At 64.6% G+C, this 15,494-nt stretch carries 19 protein-coding genes and 1 tRNA gene; 6 read left to right on the plus strand and 14 right to left on the minus strand.

Annotation, left to right across the window (positions count from 1 at the left end; all coding sequences use genetic code 11):
• The first annotated feature begins 127 nt into the window (after positions 1-127).
• A complete protein-coding gene (locus AC1D05_RS12800; RefSeq protein WP_477441067.1) occupies positions 128-364 on the plus strand; it encodes a GCG_CRPN prefix-to-repeats domain-containing protein in 237 nt (78 codons plus the stop codon).
• 190 nt (positions 365-554) lie between these two features.
• Here the strand turns inward: AC1D05_RS12800 and AC1D05_RS12805 are convergent, their stop codons facing one another.
• The 10 genes from AC1D05_RS12805 to AC1D05_RS12850 all read right to left on the minus strand — a co-directional run bounded on the left by AC1D05_RS12805 (position 555) and on the right by AC1D05_RS12850 (position 7,604).
• A complete protein-coding gene (locus tag AC1D05_RS12805; RefSeq protein WP_477441068.1) occupies positions 555-1,787 on the minus strand; it encodes a DUF1501 domain-containing protein in 1,233 nt (410 codons plus the stop codon).
• 45 nt (positions 1,788-1,832) lie between these two features.
• A complete protein-coding gene (locus AC1D05_RS12810) occupies positions 1,833-3,359 on the minus strand; it encodes a DUF1800 domain-containing protein (RefSeq protein ID WP_477441069.1) in 1,527 nt (508 codons plus the stop codon).
• 114 nt (positions 3,360-3,473) lie between these two features.
• A complete protein-coding gene (locus AC1D05_RS12815) occupies positions 3,474-3,752 on the minus strand; it encodes a GCG_CRPN prefix-to-repeats domain-containing protein (RefSeq protein ID WP_477441070.1) in 279 nt (92 codons plus the stop codon).
• 109 nt (positions 3,753-3,861) lie between these two features.
• Positions 3,862-4,317 (minus strand): periplasmic heavy metal sensor, encoded by a 456-nt coding sequence (locus tag AC1D05_RS12820; RefSeq protein WP_477441071.1) that lies wholly within the window; start codon positions 4,315-4,317, stop codon positions 3,862-3,864.
• Positions 4,314-4,760 carry a hypothetical protein gene (locus tag AC1D05_RS12825; RefSeq protein WP_477441072.1) on the minus strand — a complete coding sequence of 149 codons (447 nt, stop codon included), beginning with the start codon at positions 4,758-4,760 and terminating at the stop codon, positions 4,314-4,316. The genes AC1D05_RS12820 and AC1D05_RS12825 overlap by 4 nt, the downstream gene beginning before the upstream one ends.
• 113 nt (positions 4,761-4,873) lie before the next feature.
• The gene (locus tag AC1D05_RS12830) at positions 4,874-5,410 is read right to left on the minus strand and encodes an RNA polymerase sigma factor (RefSeq protein WP_477441073.1); all 537 of its coding nucleotides are present in this window, start codon (positions 5,408-5,410) and stop codon (positions 4,874-4,876) included.
• Positions 5,411-5,455: 45 nt separating this feature from the next.
• The gene (locus AC1D05_RS12835) at positions 5,456-5,896 is read right to left on the minus strand and encodes an EF-hand domain-containing protein (RefSeq protein WP_477441074.1); all 441 of its coding nucleotides are present in this window, start codon (positions 5,894-5,896) and stop codon (positions 5,456-5,458) included.
• A gap of 186 nt (positions 5,897-6,082) precedes the next feature.
• A complete protein-coding gene (locus AC1D05_RS12840; protein WP_477441075.1) occupies positions 6,083-6,271 on the minus strand; it encodes a YodC family protein in 189 nt (62 codons plus the stop codon).
• 99 nt (positions 6,272-6,370) lie between these two features.
• Complete coding sequence (locus AC1D05_RS12845; protein WP_477441076.1) at positions 6,371-7,441, minus strand: YihY/virulence factor BrkB family protein; 1,071 nt, start codon at positions 7,439-7,441, stop codon at positions 6,371-6,373.
• A gap of 10 nt (positions 7,442-7,451) precedes the next feature.
• Positions 7,452-7,604 (minus strand): hypothetical protein, encoded by a 153-nt coding sequence (locus AC1D05_RS12850; protein ID WP_477441077.1) that lies wholly within the window; start codon positions 7,602-7,604, stop codon positions 7,452-7,454.
• 208 nt (positions 7,605-7,812) lie between these two features.
• Between AC1D05_RS12850 and AC1D05_RS12855 the strand changes: the two genes are divergently transcribed.
• The gene (locus tag AC1D05_RS12855) at positions 7,813-8,133 is read left to right on the plus strand and encodes a hypothetical protein (protein WP_477441078.1); all 321 of its coding nucleotides are present in this window, start codon (positions 7,813-7,815) and stop codon (positions 8,131-8,133) included.
• A gap of 122 nt (positions 8,134-8,255) precedes the next feature.
• On the opposite strand, the gene AC1D05_RS12860 is transcribed toward AC1D05_RS12855, so the two are convergent.
• Positions 8,256-8,331: transfer RNA gene (locus tag AC1D05_RS12860), tRNA-Thr, on the minus strand.
• 288 nt (positions 8,332-8,619) lie between these two features.
• Between AC1D05_RS12860 and AC1D05_RS12865 the strand changes: the two genes are divergently transcribed.
• Positions 8,620-9,765 carry a hypothetical protein gene (locus AC1D05_RS12865; RefSeq protein ID WP_477441079.1) on the plus strand — a complete coding sequence of 382 codons (1,146 nt, stop codon included), beginning with the start codon at positions 8,620-8,622 and terminating at the stop codon, positions 9,763-9,765.
• 16 nt (positions 9,766-9,781) lie between these two features.
• Here AC1D05_RS12865 and AC1D05_RS12870 read toward each other — a convergent pair whose 3' ends face one another.
• The gene (locus tag AC1D05_RS12870) at positions 9,782-11,383 is read right to left on the minus strand and encodes a cisplatin damage response ATP-dependent DNA ligase (RefSeq protein WP_477441080.1); all 1,602 of its coding nucleotides are present in this window, start codon (positions 11,381-11,383) and stop codon (positions 9,782-9,784) included.
• Between the two features lie 4 nt (positions 11,384-11,387).
• Entirely contained in the window at positions 11,388-12,395 is a 1,008-nt protein-coding gene (locus AC1D05_RS12875) for a ligase-associated DNA damage response exonuclease (RefSeq protein WP_477441081.1), read from the minus strand.
• A 104-nt stretch (positions 12,396-12,499) separates the two neighbouring features.
• On the opposite strand from AC1D05_RS12875, the gene AC1D05_RS12880 reads away from it, so the two are divergent.
• The 3 genes from AC1D05_RS12880 (at position 12,500) to AC1D05_RS12890 (ending at position 14,533) form a co-directional block, all read left to right on the plus strand.
• Positions 12,500-13,417, plus strand: a complete 918-nt coding sequence (locus AC1D05_RS12880; protein ID WP_477441082.1) for a class I SAM-dependent DNA methyltransferase — start codon at positions 12,500-12,502, stop codon at positions 13,415-13,417.
• Between the two features lie 217 nt (positions 13,418-13,634).
• Entirely contained in the window at positions 13,635-13,934 is a 300-nt protein-coding gene (locus tag AC1D05_RS12885; RefSeq protein WP_477441083.1) for a hypothetical protein, read from the plus strand.
• Between the two features lie 71 nt (positions 13,935-14,005).
• The gene (locus tag AC1D05_RS12890; protein ID WP_477441084.1) at positions 14,006-14,533 is read left to right on the plus strand and encodes a P-loop NTPase family protein; all 528 of its coding nucleotides are present in this window, start codon (positions 14,006-14,008) and stop codon (positions 14,531-14,533) included.
• A gap of 9 nt (positions 14,534-14,542) precedes the next feature.
• Here AC1D05_RS12890 and AC1D05_RS12895 read toward each other — a convergent pair whose 3' ends face one another.
• Positions 14,543-15,484 (minus strand): 2-hydroxyacid dehydrogenase, encoded by a 942-nt coding sequence (locus AC1D05_RS12895; RefSeq protein WP_477441085.1) that lies wholly within the window; start codon positions 15,482-15,484, stop codon positions 14,543-14,545.
• Positions 15,485-15,494 lie beyond the last annotated feature (10 nt).

The following is a 15,494-nucleotide window of genomic DNA, read 5'->3' on the forward strand; positions in this document are numbered from 1 at the left end:
AGAAAGTCGCGGCGTCGCCTGGCGAACGCTTTGCCGCTAACGAATATGTGATCGGACCACCCACCCGGCATTCAGCAGGCTCGATGCTATGCTGTTCGCGGGAATGTGAACCATAGAGGACGCGATCATGCTCGCCAGATACATTTTGCCCATCGCAGTCGCAGCAGGCACGTTGATGCTGTCGAGCATCGGCTCGCAGGCGCTGCCCGTAGCAAAGCCCAGCGCCGCTCCGCTGCAGGCCGAAAGTGTCGGCTGGAGATGCGGCCCTGGCTGGCACATGAACCCGTGGAGGCGTTGCGTGCCCAACCATCGTCGTGTGATAATAGTCGGGCCGGGACATTGGCGGCACCATCACCACTGGTGATCACGGAGCGGATCGACGCGGCGCCGCCTTGGAAGCGGTGTGGGCGTTTGCGCTAGAGCAATTCCAGGAAAAGTGCGAGCGGTTTTCCGTCAGGAATTGCGTCAAAACAAAGAGTTAGAGCGGTTCGCCGTTTCMATGAAACGGCGAACCGCTCTAGAGGTGGCGTCCCCTGTGACGCCACCAGTCTTCTTCATGCGATGAGATCCCCCATCGGCTTCACCGCGGCGGACTCTGGAAACACCTTTTCACCGAGCACGGCGGCCGAAAGGCCGAACTGGTCGGCGAGCAGGCCCTTCAGCACCGCCCTGACATCGCTGGTCGGGGCGAGGTCGCGCTGTTGGTAAAGCTGAGCCGGCTTCAATCCCGGCCAGTCGGCGATAATGCGGCCGCCCTTGATCGCGCCGCCGGCGAGCAGCACCACCGTGCCGGTGCCGTGATCGGTGCCGACCGTGCCGTTGATCTGCGCCGTGCGCCCGAACTCGGTGATGGTGACGATCGCCGTGTCCTTCCAGCGTTCGCCGAGCCCCTTCTCGAATTCCTCGAAGGCGCCGTCGAGGCCACCGAGCAGCGTAGCGAGCCGGCCGGTCGCGCCGCCTTCGTTGACATGCGTGTCCCAGCCGTCGAAGGCAAGGGCGGCAACGCGTGGCCCGTCATCGGCCGCGATCAGCTTGGCCGCGCCTTGCGCGGCCTGCCGCATGCCGGCGGCGCTGTCGAGGCCGCCCTTCGGCTTCATCGACTTTGCGCCCATCTGGTCGTCGAGCGCCATGCGGTCGGCATCGAGGCCCTTCTGCAGGGCCACCGCGAGCACCGGGTCGCGATGCTGGTAGAGATCGAGAACCCGTGCCGCGAGGTCGCCGGCCGGCGCCGGCAGGGATTGCGGCGCCCAGCCGAGCACGGGGGCAGCACCGCGGATCACCAGCGGTGTCGACGGGCCGACGGCCAGCCCGCCAAGCGTCGCCACGCGGTCGCCCGCCGGCAGGCTCTCCAGCGCCCGGTTGAGCCATCCGGTGGCGACATGACCCGGGCCGGCGAAACCGCTTTCCAGCACGTCCTGGCCGTCGAAATGCGAGCGTTCGCGATAGCCCGTCGCGGCCGCATGCACCACTGCCGCCTGGTTTGCCTTGAACAGCCGCGCAAAGACCGGCATCGCCGGATTGACCGCGAAGAAACCATCGAGCGGCAGCGCCGCGTGCGGACCGGCGAGCGAGAGAGCGATGTCGCCATGCAGGCCGGCATAGTCGGGATCGCCGACCGGACCGACCGCCGACAAGCCGTCGAGCGCGCCGCGCAGGACGATGACGATCAGGCGCGGATCGCGATTGTCGGCGGCGCGGGCGAAACGCGGCAGATAGGCCCAGGCAAACAGCGCGCCGCCGCTCATCAGCACGGCGCGGCGGGAGGGGGTTTCACACAGCAGGCTCATGACTTGGTCTCCATGGGAGTTGTCGGCGCCGGACCTGTCGCTCCGCTATCGTCTCTGGAATTCGGGCGCCATCAGCAGCAGCGCCAGGCCTTGCTGCTTGGACTCGGCGCGGGCGATCGCTTGCCGCGTCTCCGGCGAGGCGGAAGGGCCGATGACGGCGTCGAGCATGTCGTCGGGATTACCGATATCCTTGACCTGGCGGGCCGCCTGCCAGGCGATGTCGAGGCGGATCTTCATGCCTTCGGCCGAGGCCCAGCTGTCCGCCTGGTCGGAAAAGCCGTTCGGTCCCGGCGGCTGCCAGAGCGGCTCGCCGAGCGCATTGAGCCAGTTGAGCGACTGGCCGGGATCGGTCGCTGGACCGGGGCCGGCCGCCCGGCGGATGGCGGCGATATAGTCGAAGGGCGAGCGCATCTTGGCTAGGGGCGTCGACCAGGCCTCCGGCATGTCGATGAGGGTCGACGCCAGTGCCCGGAGATTGCCGTCGCTCTTGGCGAAAACCTTGGCCAGACGCGCGACCGCCGCCGGCGGCGGGTCGTCGGCTATGAAATGGCGGGCGAGCTCTGTAGCGATGTGCTGCGCCGTCGCCGGATGGCTGGCGATGTCTTTGAGTGCCGCCTCGGCCTGGCCCATGCCGCCGGCCGGATAGGTCTTGCCCAGCAGCACCGCATCGCCCGGCTCATGGGCATTGGCGTTGAAGACGGAACTGCCTGGTTCGCCCAGCCGACCTTCGCGTCCTGCCATCGTCCAGCCGGTCAGGATGCGCGCGAAGCTGGTGACATCGGCTTGTGTATAGCCGCTGCCGACGCCCAGCGTGTGCAGTTCCATGATCTCGCGGGCGAGATTCTCGTTGAGGCCGCGCTGGCGGTTCTTGCCGGCGCGGGAGTCCGGGCCGATCGACTGCTGGTTGTCGAGATAGAACAACATCGCGGGATGCCGCTCGACCGCCATCAGCATGTCGGCAAAACGGCCGAGCACGAAGGGTCGGATGGCTTCCCGTTCGAAGGCACCGGCGCTCGCGCGCACGATGTTGTCCTTCGCCACGGAAACGCAGAAATGATTCGACCAGAAATAGACGAGACGTTCGACAAAGCCGGCATCGGCCCGCAGCGCCTTGTCGAAGCGTGCCTGGGCTTCGGCGCGAAACAGCGTGGCCTCGATTGGTGGCGCCGGCTTTGCCGGGGCTGAGGATGGGGGCACGGTTTGGGCAGGCGTAATCGGGGCCGATGTGGCCTTCGCAGCCATGTTCTGGGCGGGCATATTCCGGGCAGGCATGCTCTGGGTGCTCGCCATTGCCGGCTGTGCCACAGCTGCGGCCATATGCTCGCGGTCGAGCTTGCGTTGGAAATTTGCCGCCATGCTGGCTTGGATGGCCGGCGTGCTCCCCGGTAGGCTGGCATAGGCCGGATCGTCAATCGAGATCAGGGCGATGTCGGGCTGCCGCAGTTCCGCCTTCAGATAGCCGCGCGGGTCACCGGCAATCGTGTCGCGGTCGCCGGGCCTCGCGCCGAGGCCGAAGCGGTTGAAAGCAACGAGAGCTGGATCTGGCGGGGGATCGGAGGCCGGGATAGCCAAGTCAGCTCTCCATTGCTTGGGCTTCCTGCGCGCGGTGCCGGAAGCCCGTTCGAGCCGTTTCGTGCCTGTTCAACTGAGATCGTGGGGCCGGCGCTGCGGCCGGCCCGGGCGATCCTACCAGTGGTGCCAGCGATGCCAGTGGCGGTGCGGATGCCAGACGTAGAAGGCGGGGCCGGGCCTGTAGTAATAGCGCGGGTAGACAACAACGCGATTGGGAACGCAGCGGCCCCAGGGGTTGGGATGCCAGCCGGGGCCGCAACCCCAGGCGACGTGCTCGACCAGCGCCGGGGCGGCAAGCGGCGCCTGCGGCATCGCCGAGGAGGCCGCAACCGTCGCCGCCGTTCCGGTCACCGCAAGAGCGGCGGTGATCGCATATTTTGTCAGAGAGTTCATGACCATGCTCCGAAGTTGTCCGAGGTTGAAAACCTGCCGCACCACACGGTCCGGCAGGTCCTGCCCTTCATCTCGTTAAACGGGCGCCGCCGGCATTTTCCGTCGGTCGTCACGGCGATTTTTTTGGCGTGGCGGATGGCTGTGTCCCGCTGCGTCTTGCGAGGCCCTCCGCCAACACGCTGCGATCCTCGGCGGAACCCGCCGCCGCGAACTCGATAATGCGCTGCTCCAGCCGCGTGCGCACGGTGACATCGGCATTGCGGGCCCGCTCCAGGGCGGCCGACAGCGCCGCCGTGTCGAGGACAGGCTGCTGCAGCAGATCCGCCGCCTCGCGCCTGGCCTGCTGGCCGTCGAGGATGATGTCGCGCGACTCGCGGCGGACTTCGCGCAGTGCCTTGCGGAACAGCGTCCGCTGCTGGTCGGGAAGCCGGCCGCCTGCCGCTTCCAGCGAGTAGCCTTGGGCCGGCTTGCCGCTTCTTATCCAGACGGCGCCGCCGGCAAGCGCACCGGCCAGGAAGACGTTTGCCACCACCGATGCGATGAGGAGGTTACGGCCGGTGCTCATAGGTCTTCCTCGATCGTCTCGGGCCCGGCATCGCCGAACGCCGTCGCATTGGCATCGAGCACATAATGGTCGGTCTGAGCCTCGGGCGTGACGACGGTCACCAGCGCCAGTCCGGCGATGGCGCCGGCCAAGCCAATGCCGGCAAGCCCCAGCCCCAGCCACCAGAACCGCTGGCGCCGGCGCCGGACGATGTGCAGGTCGGCGGTCCGCAGGATCGTATCATGCAGCGCCTTGCCGGGGTGCGGGACGCTGTAGCTGTCAAGCAGGGCGTCAAGCGTGCCGGCCTTTTGCGAAATGGCTTGCCCTGTCTCGCTTGAAGCAAAGGTGGAGGCGGCTTCGCGCTCCGCCTGCGGCCAGCGCCGCAAATCGCTGCCATAGGCTTCGGCGAGCGCCGCGAAGCGTCGGGCGTCCATTGCCGGGTCGTCCTCGATGTCTTCAGCCATTTATCTTCCCCTTGCCCTTTGGTGCCGTGTGCCGACCCGGGTTGGAAACGAGGCAGCCCCGCTGGACGCCCGCAAGGCGCGGTGACTGTGCGCCATTCATGGTCGCGCCTTTCTCAGTCATGGACGCCATCTCTGGCCAGGATCATCTGCAAGGCCCGCCGGCCGCGCGAGAGCAGGCTCTCCAACGCATCGACGCTGATCTCCAGTGTTGCGGCCGCTTCTATGTTGGACATCTCCTGATAATAGACCAGGATGATCGCCTCGCGCTGGCGTGGCGCGATTGCCTGCAAGGCCTGCTCGATCCGATGCGGCTCTTCGCGTGCATCGGGAAGCGGGGTGGGGTCGACCACCTCCGGCAAATCGTCGGTCACCACCTCGCGGCGCCGGCGCAGCCGGTCGTAACAGAGGTTGAGCGTCACCCGGTGGATCCAGCTGTCGAAGCGTGCATTGCCGCGCCGCCAGCTCGAGGCATGGCGCCAGATGCGCAGGAAGGTTTCCTGCGCGACGTCCTCGGCCTCCGCCGCATCGCCCAGCATGCGCACGGCAAGCGAAAGGATGCGGGGCAATTTGCGCGCGACGAGCGCCTGCACCGCCGCGGGATCGCCGGCGCCGACCCGACGAACCAGCTCCTCGTCCGGATCGGCGCTCATCGGCTGGCGCACTCCCGATATTCATCACGCGTCATGGCCTCTTGGTCATTGCTCCGGCTTGGGAGCGGATTTGTGGCTTGGCATCTCGTCAGCGCCCAGAACGCCGTCGCCATTCTTGTCCAGCCTGGCAAAGCGCTTGGCGAAGAACGCATCGAGCTCGACGCGATCGATGAAGCCGTCATGGTTGGAATCGATGCGCGCGAAGGATTTGGCGGCGTCGCCCTTGGCGTTGCGCTTGGCCCGGAAGGCCTCCCATTCCAGCAGGCTGATCTTGCCGTCACCATCCGTGTCGGCGGCCATGATCGCCTTCTCCCGCCGCTTCTGGAACTTGGCCAGCGTGATGTCGGACTTGGCCTTTGGCGCGGCGGGGGCGGCGGCTGGCGGCGCGCCAGCGGGTGCGGTTGCCGGGGGCTGCGTCACCGTCTGGGCGAGAGCCGCAACGGTCAGCAGGCTCAAGGCAGCGGCAAGGATCGAACGGCGTATCATGCTCAGGCGTCTCCGGTTGGCGCATCTGCCACGGCCCATGCCGTGGTCACGCTTCAACCGTTAAACGCCGCGACAGGGGAAATCCGTCGGTCGCCTGTGCCGATCATTCGATTCGGCGACGCCGCCTCATCGGCGTCATCCGAATTCACGCCGGCCGGCCACCACCCCTTGGCGAACGGGCAGGAGCTACACCGATGGGTCGGCGGCCACCAGCTGGTCCGGTTTGAAGCCCGCATGTTGCGGGATCCAAACATCGCCCTCGCGGTTGAACCAGTGGCAGAGATACATGCCGGAAGCAGCGCCGTCGCTGACCGTCATCTTCGGCCCTCCCGACTTCAGCTTGACGACGTCTCCGGTCTTGAAAGTGTTGGGCATTTGGACCTCCCATGCTGAGGCCCGCGAGTTTCCCACCAAAGCCGAGTCGCGACAATGGCGGATATGGGTCGCCGGCGTCGCGATCCATCATGCCAGGTGTCAATCCGCAATCTTGCCCAACGTGTCGGCGACGACGGCGCCGCGCTTGCCCATCGGGCGAGCCGGCCCCGTGGTGGAGTCGATGGCGGTCTGATGCTCCATCTCCGCATTGATGGCGGCGCCGGCTATGAGGATGATGACCGAAATCCAGGTCCACATCATCAAGCCGACAACCGCGCCCAACGACCCGTATGTGGCGTTGTAATTGGCAAAATGCTGCAGGTAGAACGAGAACAGCCAGGATGCCGCAATCCACGCCACCGTCGCAATCAAGGCGCCCCAGCTCAGCCAACGCCATTTCGCATGTTCGCGGCTCGGCCCGAAGCGATAGAGCAGGGAAATGCCGGTCAGCATGGCGCCGATCAGGATCGGCCACCGAGACACCGCGACAAGCGCTTCCGTCCAGGCATCAAGATAGAAATACCGCAGCAGTGCCGGAACCACGCCCACCGTCAGCAACAGCACGATGCCTATCAGCAGCGCTCCGACCGTAAACAGGATCGACATCGCGTTGAGCATGAGGAAGCTGCGTTTCTCGCGCTCTTCATAGGCGATGTTCATCGCATCGAAGAGTGCCTTCATACCGCTGTTGGAACTCCACAGCGCGATGCCAAGGCCGATGAAGAAACCGGTGCCGAGCGCGCCCGGCTTCTGACTGGCCAGTGCTTGCAACTGGCCGCGAATGAGGTCCAGCCCACCCGATGGCAGCAATCCGCCGAGATAGGCGACATGGTCGGCAACCGCAATCGGGTCGGCGACAAAGCCGTAGATCGAAATGAACGCGGCCAGCGCCGGAAACAGTGCCAGCAGCAGGTAGAAGGTGGCGCCGGCCGCGACGAGCAGAACCCGGTCCTTGTTGAACTCTTCCCACAGCCGCCAGAAGATATCCTTCCAGCCGAGCGCAGGTATCTGTGATGGCCAGGCCGCGTCGCGTCCACGCTCGCCATGCTCCAACCGCAGCGTCGCCTTGCTGTCCTGTGTCGTTGACGCGGCACGACTGGCCGCTGCTTCGTCGATCAACGAGGATTGCTTGCCGGCCGGCTGCGGGCTCCGTTTCGCTTTCGAAGCCACTGGCGGCACCTTACGCGGCGCCACGTTCGATCAGGATGCCTGCGTGGTCGGCCAGAGCGGCAAAGGCCTCCCTGGCCGCCTCCTGAGCAGAGGCGAATCGCTGGATTTCGGCTCCATCACTCAGACGCACTTTGACTGGGGTGCTGAATGCCTCGTCCTTCATGGCCCGCCTCCTTTGCCCGGATCGACGTCCGACGCGTGCGACGCGTGCTCAGTAACGCAGCGGAAGGGAGACCTGTTCCCACGATACAGCGTTGAAAACCCTAGGATCGAGGGCTCGACCCGACAGACAGCGACTTTCTCGTCAGCTCAATGCATCTTTTGGCACCCCGTGGACGTTGGAAGCAAGTCCATTGTGAGGTGTGAGTCCCATGAAGGCATTAACCAAGGATGATCTGAAAACCGAGGCGGACCTTTCCGAAGACGCCGACCTCATCGTCAACCGAACCGGCCACTTTGTGGAGGATTGGATCGAGGAGCATGTCGTCGAACAACCGACCCAGGTCCCCGCCGGGGTCGACGTGGCGCAGGAACTGGCCATCCAATGCATCGCCGATGCGCAGGATGAAGGCATCGCCGCCGAAGACATTCAAGATGAGGTCGGCGACCTCAGGGAATACATCGCCGAGGCTATCACCGAGGAAGGGAGATCACTGGGTTCGGCCAATCTGAAAAAGAGCAGCGCCGCGTGACCAGGGCAAGCAATTCCCCAACCGGCAACATCGCCATAGCATCGCAGTGCAAGGCGCGCACCGATATAGCGCTCGGAGGGTGCAAAGCTTAATGCCAGAGACTGTCGAGAATGTGGGAAAAATGGTGCCGCTTAGGTGACTCGAACACCTGACCCCATCATTACGAATGATGTGCTCTACCAACTGAGCTAAAGCGGCCCGGGAGGCCGAGGCCTCCAAGATGGGCTGGGTGATAGACTCAACCGGCGGCGAATTCAAGATGCGACTTGCCAAATCATGCATGAGCGCCTGCGATCACCGAAACAGGGGTTCGCACCTCCGTTTGTGTGATAATCGCCGGCACATGCCGATTTTGTTTTGCCGGAACATCGCCAAGATGGACTTTGGACTGCCCGTCGAGGCAGAATGCGGCGCCCGCCCGTTGATTGATTGGTCGCCTACGGCTAACCATCACGGAAGTTTGGGCAATTTGCAGAGGGATCCCGCTTGGACGCGATCGAAAAAGCGATCCGGAACGCCTTGGAAAAGGGCCATGCCGAGGACCGCGCGTTCCGCGAGAGGGTCTATCGGTCGGCCTTTGCCGCGCTTGACCGTGCGCTCCAGGCCAATCCCGGCGTGACCGTGGAGGTCGCCATCAAGCGCCGCAAGGCGATCCAGGCGACGATCACCGAAATCGAATCCGAGTTCCTGCCGGCCGTGCCGGATGTTGGCCTGGAGGTCGACGCCCCGGCGGGCGAGCCTGCGGCCACTGCGGCGCCCGCGATCGAGATCGGCGACAAGACGCCATCATCCGCTGTCGCCGTCGACGGGCCCGCGCCGCCTGCATCCGATGCGCCGCGCTCGCGTGTGCTGCCGGTCGTTCCCGACATCATGCCGGACGCGACGCTTCCCGGTGCGCCGGCCATAGACATGTCGGTTCCCGCCCCGTCCGGCGCCGCAACGGAAGTGGCGCCCGATCGCGATGAGCGGCGCATTCGCGGACGCCGCCTGCCGCTGACCGCCATTTTCTTCACCGTGACCCTGCTTGCGGCGATCGGAATCGGCGTGTTCTTCGCCATACAGACCGGCGTGTTCAAGACGGCGGCACAGCTCGATACGGCGCCGCCGGTGGCGCCACCAACCGTCGAAGACGATGATTTCACCCCGGCCGATGGCGCCAATGCGCCGGCCAAGCCCGGTGCCGCGGACCAGTCACGCAACTGGATCAATGTGTTTTCGCCGACCGATCCGACGCATGTCGCCGCTCCGTCGGATGCCAAGGCCGAGGTGATGAAGGACGACAGCGGTCCGTTCCTGCGCATCCAGTCCGGCCCTTCCGGTTCGGCGGTCGCCTTCGATGTCGGCCAGGGCGTGCTGGAGAAACTCGCCGGCAAGCATGCCGTGTTCGATATCATCGCCCGTGCCGAGGACGGCAAGGACACCCAAATCTCCGTCGACTGCAATTTCGGCGACCTCGGCGATTGCGGCCGCAAGCGCTACGCGGTCGGCCAGCAGCGCAATGAATATCTGTTCGACGTGCAGTTCCCTGACAAGCATCCGGGCTCGGCCGGAACCATCGCCGTCAATTCCGATTTCGACAAGCAGGGCAAGGCGGTCAACATCTACGAGATCCGCGTCTCGATCGAGCCGTAAGGATGTCGGCCAGAACCTAGCGATCGAGCAGTGCCTGCAACGTCTCGATGCGGTCGGCCTCGTTGGCCGGTTTGTCCCAGCGCAGCCGTGAAATGCGGGGGAAGCGCATGGCGACGCCGGATTTGTGCCGGGTCGAACGGTTGAGCCCCTCGAAGGCGACTTCCAGCACCAGGCCATTGTCACGATCCGCCCGCACCGAACGCACCGGCCCGAAGCGTTCGACGGTGTTGTCCCTGACATATTTGTCGATCTGCTTCAGTTCCTCGTCGGTGAAGCCGAAATAGGCCTTGCCAACCGGCACCAGTTCCTCCTCGCCCTCGGCTCCGGACCAGACGCCGAACGTGTAGTCGGAGTAAAAACTCGAGCGCTTGCCATGACCGCGCTGGGCGTACATCAGCACCGCGTCGACCGTGTGTGGATCGCGCTTCCACTTGAACCACGGCCCTTTTGGCCGGCCGGCGACATAGGGCGAATCCCAGCGCTTCAGCATCACGCCCTCGATGATCGGATGCGGCGGGGCGCGGCGCAGGTCCTCGAGCGCCTGCCAGTTCGCGAAGTCGACGAAGGGCGACAGGTCGAAACGGCTCGGGTCGAGCGTTTTCACGAAGGCTTCGAGGCGGCCACGCCGTTCCCGGAATGGTAACGCGCGAAGGTCTTCGGCGCCGATCTGAAGCAGGTCGTAGCAGCGCATGAAGGCCGGGTATTGCTGCTGCATCCTCAGTGTCACCGTCTTGCGGTTCAGCCGCTGCTGCAGGTCCGAGAAGGTTCCTGTCGCTTCTCGTGGGTCGCCGACGAGCAATTCGCCATCGAGCGTCGCGGAAAAATCCATGGCGTCGGCAAGGTCGGGAAAGGCGCCGGAGACATCGTCGCCGGTGCGCGAATAGAGCCGGCGGATGCCACCTTCCGCCACCGCCTGGACGCGGATTCCGTCCCATTTCCATTCGGCCGCATAGTCCGCCGGATCGAGCTTTTCGAGATCGCCGTCGCCGACAGGGTTCGACAGCATCACCGGACGGAACAGCGCCAGCGCCGTGTTGCGCGGCTTCTCAGCCTTGCCTTCCAGCCACGCGAACAGCGCCGTGTAAGGCGGCGACAGGCCGTGCCAAAGCTCCTCGATTTCGGCGACGTCGACCTTGCCGAAATCCGCCAGCGCTTGTTTGGCGAGCCGAGCCGAGACGCCGATACGTAGGCCGCCGGTGACCAGCTTGATGATGGCAAAGCGCGCCGAGATGCCGGCGCTGTCGAGCAAGCCGACCAGAACCTTGGGTCCGTCGGAACGGCTTGCCGCCTGCAGTTTTGCCACGACCTCGCCAAGCGTCGGCTCGCGGTTGGGGATCTTGCCAGGTGTTTGCGGCCAGACCAGCGACACCGTCTCGGCGAGATCGCCGACATAGTCGTAGGAATAGCCGAACAGCACCGGGTCCATGCGTTCGGTGACCAGCATGCGCAACATCGCCGGCTTGACCGCCGCTATGTTGAGATCCCCGGTGATGGCGGCCAGCGCCAGCCCGCGATCCGGATCCTCGACGCTGCGGAAATAGTCGACCAGCAGCGTCAGCTTGCCGTTGCGCGACGGCGTCAGTACCAGGCGGTCGAGAAGTTCGGCGAAGCGGTTCATGCCCTCAATCGCCCTCGTCCTCGTACCCCACCAGATGCAGCGGCCTTGCGGCGATGCCTTCCAGCTCGCACCAGCGCACCAGCGCTTCCTCGCGGCCATGCGTGACCCAGATTTCCCCGGCGCCGGTCTCCTTGATGGTGGCGGTGAGTTCGTCCCAGTCGGCATGGTCCGAGATAATCAGCGGCAGCTCGACGCCGCCTTGCTTGGCGCGCTGGCGGATGCGCATCCAGCCCGACGCGAAGCACGAGATCGGGTCTGGGAAGCGCCGCGCCCAGCGATCGGCGAAGGCCGATGGCGGGCCGACCACGATGGCGCCGGCAAAATTCCCTTTGCCGCCCTCCACCGTTGCAGGCTCCAACGTGCCCAGGTCGATGCCCTGGTTCTGATAGTACTCACTCAGCTTGGCCAGCGCGCCATGGATATAGAGCGGCTTGTCATAGCCGGCGTCGCGCAACAGCCGCATCACCCGCTGCGCCTTGCCCAGTGCATAAGCGCCGACGAGATGCGAGCGTTCGGGAAACTGCGCCGCCGATTTCAGCAGGCGGGCGATCTCTTCGGTGTCGGGTGGATGACGGAACACCGGCAGGCCGAAGGTCGCCTCGGTAATGAAGACGTCGCAGCGGATCGGCTCGAACGGCGCGCAGGTCGCATCCCTGCGCCTCTTGTAGTCGCCGGAGGCGACGATACGCATGCCCTGATGCTCGACCGATATCTGCGCCGAACCCAGCACATGGCCGGCCGGATGGAAGCTGACGCCGACGTCATTGAGGACGATTGTCTCGCCGAGCCGTGCCGCTTGCGTCGTTCCGGCAAAATCCTCGCCATAGCGCAAGCCCATAATGTCGAGCGTCTGCTGCGTCGCCAGCACCGAGCGGTGGCCGGAACGCGCATGGTCGGAATGGCCGTGCGTGATCAGCGCCCGGTTCACCGGCCGCACCGGGTCGATGAAGAAGTCGCCCGGCGGGCAATAAAGGCCCTCGGGCCGGGGATGAAGCAGGTCGCTGGCGCGCATGTTCCCAAGATAGGATATAATTCCGCCACGGGAAGTCTGTTGCCACGGACTGCTGACTCCAGCATACAGCACCATCGGCCTCATGCGCCGATAGGACCCACGACATGAAACCGCTTCAGGCCTCGTCCGGCGACTTGAACGCCGATCGCCGCGCCGAGTATGCCGAAATGCTCTATGCCGATGGTGATCACGCCGCTGCGGCTGAATTGCTGCTCGGGGCACTCGAATTGATGCCGCAATGGGCGATGGGCTGGTTTCGTCTCGGCGAAATGCAGCAGGCGGCGGGTGCATCGGATCTGGCCGCGCAGGCATGGACGGTGTCGCTGCAACTCGATCCGACGGATCGTCAGGGTGCAGCGCTGAACCTGCAATTGATCGGCAAGGCGTCGGCGTCCGACGCGCTCCCCAGCGCATTCGTCGAGACATTGTTCGACCACTACGCCGGGAGCTTCGATGAATCACTGGTCGACAGGCTGGGTTACCGGCTGCCTGAGCTGCTGGATCAGGCCATTCGAACGGCAAGGCCGGGTCGCTTCCCGCTGGCGCTCGATCTCGGCTGCGGCACCGGCCTGATGGGGCAGAGACTGCGGCCGATTGCCGACCGGCTGGAGGGCTATGACATTTCGACTGGAATGCTGAAACAGGCACGGGCCAAGGGCGTCTACGATTTCCTGGCCAAGGCCGATCTGCGGGATTTTTCCTATGCCGGCCCGAAAGCCGCGCTGGTGACAGTGGCCGACGTCTTCATCTATGTCGGCGCGCTCGACGGCATGCTGAAGACGATCGCCGGCTTGCTGGCCGGGGATGGCCTGTTCGCCTTTTCCGTCGAGAAGTTGAGCGGCAGTGGCGATTTCGTGTTGCTGCCATCGCGCCGCTACGCGCACTCTGAAACCTATGTGCGTGAAATCCTGGCCGCCAACGGATTTTCGATCCTGTCCCTGGAAACAACCGTGATCCGGCAGGATCGTCGGGAACCGGTCGACGGGTTGGTCGTTGTGGCCGGGAAAATCCACGCAGCCTGAAGCGTTCACGATCGGGCCAATGCGGTGATCCTCCCAACCCCAAAAGGGGTACTGCCCCACTTGTCTCGGTGAAGCTTCTGCTGCGAAAAAGCCCGAATCGCGTGCGCGGGTAACACGGGGCGCGCGTGCGGAATATCAGGAGGGAGCATATTCGATGCGCTGGAACATGATGATCTTGGCATCTTGCCTGGCAACGGCCGGCTGCGTCGGCAATTCGATGTCCGAGCGGCAGGACGCCAACATCGAGTCCTCCCTGCAATATGACACCGTGCCATGCGATCAGTTGTTGGCGCAGCGCAACGGGTTGGCGCAGCAGAACAACCTTCCGGTGACCGCGAAGCCGACCTTCTACAATCCCGCAATGGGTTTCGGCCCGTTCACGCCCGATATGCGCTCCAAGGCCCAGCGCGATAGCGACAAGGCGGCAGGCGACATCGATGCGATGAACCGGTCGATCGAGCGGCGCGACTGCGGTAAGCCGGACAATCAGAAGAAGAAGTTCGCTCTGCCCAGTTGACGATACAAAACAATCATTGGTCGAGAATTTATCGCGGGCAGCTGGCTATGTCCTGGCAAGGGCACGATCGGATGAAGCTCTCGGACCTGGGAGACCGGATTTGCATCCTGGGGCCGTCCAACAGCGGCAAGTCGACCCTGGCCGACGCGATTGCCCGCAAGCGTGGCCTGGAGTCCATTCACCTCGATCTGCTTCATCATCTGCCCAACACCGATTGGGAACCACGTCCAAAGGCCGAATTCATCGCCTTGCATGACGCTGCGATTGCCGGTGAGCGATGGGTGATGGATGGAAATTACTCGGTCGGCATGCCGCAACGCTTTCTGCGGGCGACGGGATTGATCCTGCTGGATATCTCCACGCCGGCAAGCTTGCTGCGCTATTTCAGGCGAACCCTGTTCGAGAAGGAGAGGCGCGGTGCCTTGGAAGGCGGGCGCGACAGCGTCAAATGGGACATGATCCGCCATATTGCCGTGACGACGCCGAAAAACCGCCAGAGATACCAGGCGATGTTCGAGCAGCTCGACCTGCCAAAGCTGCGGCTGTCCTCCGTGAGAGCAATCAAGCAGTGCTTCCGGCAGTGGGACCTGGCCAGGTAAGACTCCCGGTTAGTATCCCGCCTTGCGGTCCACCAGATTGTCGAGCTTTTCGCCGCGCTCGAAGGCGTCCATCTGGCGCAGCATGGTCGGCGCCAGGTGCATGGGATCGGAGGTCGCCGCCGCGTGCGGCGTCACGAACACTTTTGGATGGTTCCACAACGGGCTGGTCTTCGGCAGCGGTTCGACCTCGAACACGTCGAGGCTCGCTTCCTTCAGCGTGCCGTCGTCCAGCGCCCGCACGATGTCGGCGTCCTTCTGCAGGCGGCCGCGTCCGGCGTTGATCAACACTGAACCGCCGAGGCCGTTGCGCTTGCGCAATTCCTTCAGCACGCCGTAATTGATGATGCCTTGCGTGTCCGGCGTCAGCGGCAACAGCACGACAAGGATATCGGTCGCCTTGAGGAAGGGAATCAAACCGGCCTCGCCGGAATAGGTCGCGACCCCTTGCATCGGCCGGTCGCTGCGTGACCAGCCATTGACGGCGAAGCCGAGCGACAGCAGCACCGAGGCCGCGGCGCGGCCGAGATTGCCTAGCCCCATAATGCCGACGGAAATGTCGCCGGCTGGCCTCTGCGGCGGCTCGTGCCAGATCTTCTTGGGCTGTTGCTGCCGGTAGAGCAGGCCTTGGCGATGATGATCGAGCACCCGCCAGACGACATATTCGGTCATGTACTGGGTGAGGTTGTCGGCGACGACCCTGACGATCGGCACGTCGGGCAGGCCGGGGTCGGCGAAGATATGGTCGACGCCGGCGCCGATCGAGAAGATGGCGCGCAGATTGGGCAGCGACGACAACAGGTTCGGTTTCTGCTTCCACACCACCGCATAGGTGATCGACGGATCCTTGGCGCCGTCCGGCTCCAGCACCACCTCGCGCTCGGCCGACAACAGGTCGCGCCAGCGCTGCGGATGAAAGCCGGTGACGGCAAGCAGGATACGGCCTTTTTCCATCGCGGTTCGT

This window comes from Mesorhizobium sp. P2_E9, from assembly GCF_056403815.1.

What these genes read in the sequence shown, in the direction of transcription:
- AC1D05_RS12800 (WP_477441067.1), top strand. Translation starts at nt 128, where the DNA reads ATGCTCGCCAGATACATTTTGCCCATCGCAGTCGCAGCAGGCACGTTG.
- AC1D05_RS12805 (WP_477441068.1), bottom strand. Translation starts at nt 1,787, where the DNA reads ATGAGCCTGCTGTGTGAAACCCCCTCCCGCCGCGCCGTGCTGATGAGC.
- AC1D05_RS12815 (WP_477441070.1), bottom strand. Translation starts at nt 3,752, where the DNA reads ATGAACTCTCTGACAAAATATGCGATCACCGCCGCTCTTGCGGTGACC.
- AC1D05_RS12820 (WP_477441071.1), bottom strand. Translation starts at nt 4,317, where the DNA reads ATGAGCACCGGCCGTAACCTCCTCATCGCATCGGTGGTGGCAAACGTC.
- AC1D05_RS12825 (WP_477441072.1), bottom strand. Translation starts at nt 4,760, where the DNA reads ATGGCTGAAGACATCGAGGACGACCCGGCAATGGACGCCCGACGCTTC.
- AC1D05_RS12830 (WP_477441073.1), bottom strand. Translation starts at nt 5,410, where the DNA reads ATGAGCGCCGATCCGGACGAGGAGCTGGTTCGTCGGGTCGGCGCCGGC.
- AC1D05_RS12835 (WP_477441074.1), bottom strand. Translation starts at nt 5,896, where the DNA reads ATGATACGCCGTTCGATCCTTGCCGCTGCCTTGAGCCTGCTGACCGTT.
- AC1D05_RS12840 (WP_477441075.1), bottom strand. Translation starts at nt 6,271, where the DNA reads ATGCCCAACACTTTCAAGACCGGAGACGTCGTCAAGCTGAAGTCGGGA.
- AC1D05_RS12850 (WP_477441077.1), bottom strand. Translation starts at nt 7,604, where the DNA reads ATGAAGGACGAGGCATTCAGCACCCCAGTCAAAGTGCGTCTGAGTGAT.
- AC1D05_RS12855 (WP_477441078.1), top strand. Translation starts at nt 7,813, where the DNA reads ATGAAGGCATTAACCAAGGATGATCTGAAAACCGAGGCGGACCTTTCC.
- AC1D05_RS12870 (WP_477441080.1), bottom strand. Translation starts at nt 11,383, where the DNA reads ATGAACCGCTTCGCCGAACTTCTCGACCGCCTGGTACTGACGCCGTCG.
- AC1D05_RS12875 (WP_477441081.1), bottom strand. Translation starts at nt 12,395, where the DNA reads ATGCGCGCCAGCGACCTGCTTCATCCCCGGCCCGAGGGCCTTTATTGC.
- AC1D05_RS12880 (WP_477441082.1), top strand. Translation starts at nt 12,500, where the DNA reads ATGAAACCGCTTCAGGCCTCGTCCGGCGACTTGAACGCCGATCGCCGC.
- AC1D05_RS12885 (WP_477441083.1), top strand. Translation starts at nt 13,635, where the DNA reads ATGTCCGAGCGGCAGGACGCCAACATCGAGTCCTCCCTGCAATATGAC.
- AC1D05_RS12890 (WP_477441084.1), top strand. Translation starts at nt 14,006, where the DNA reads ATGAAGCTCTCGGACCTGGGAGACCGGATTTGCATCCTGGGGCCGTCC.
- AC1D05_RS12895 (WP_477441085.1), bottom strand. Translation starts at nt 15,484, where the DNA reads ATGGAAAAAGGCCGTATCCTGCTTGCCGTCACCGGCTTTCATCCGCAG.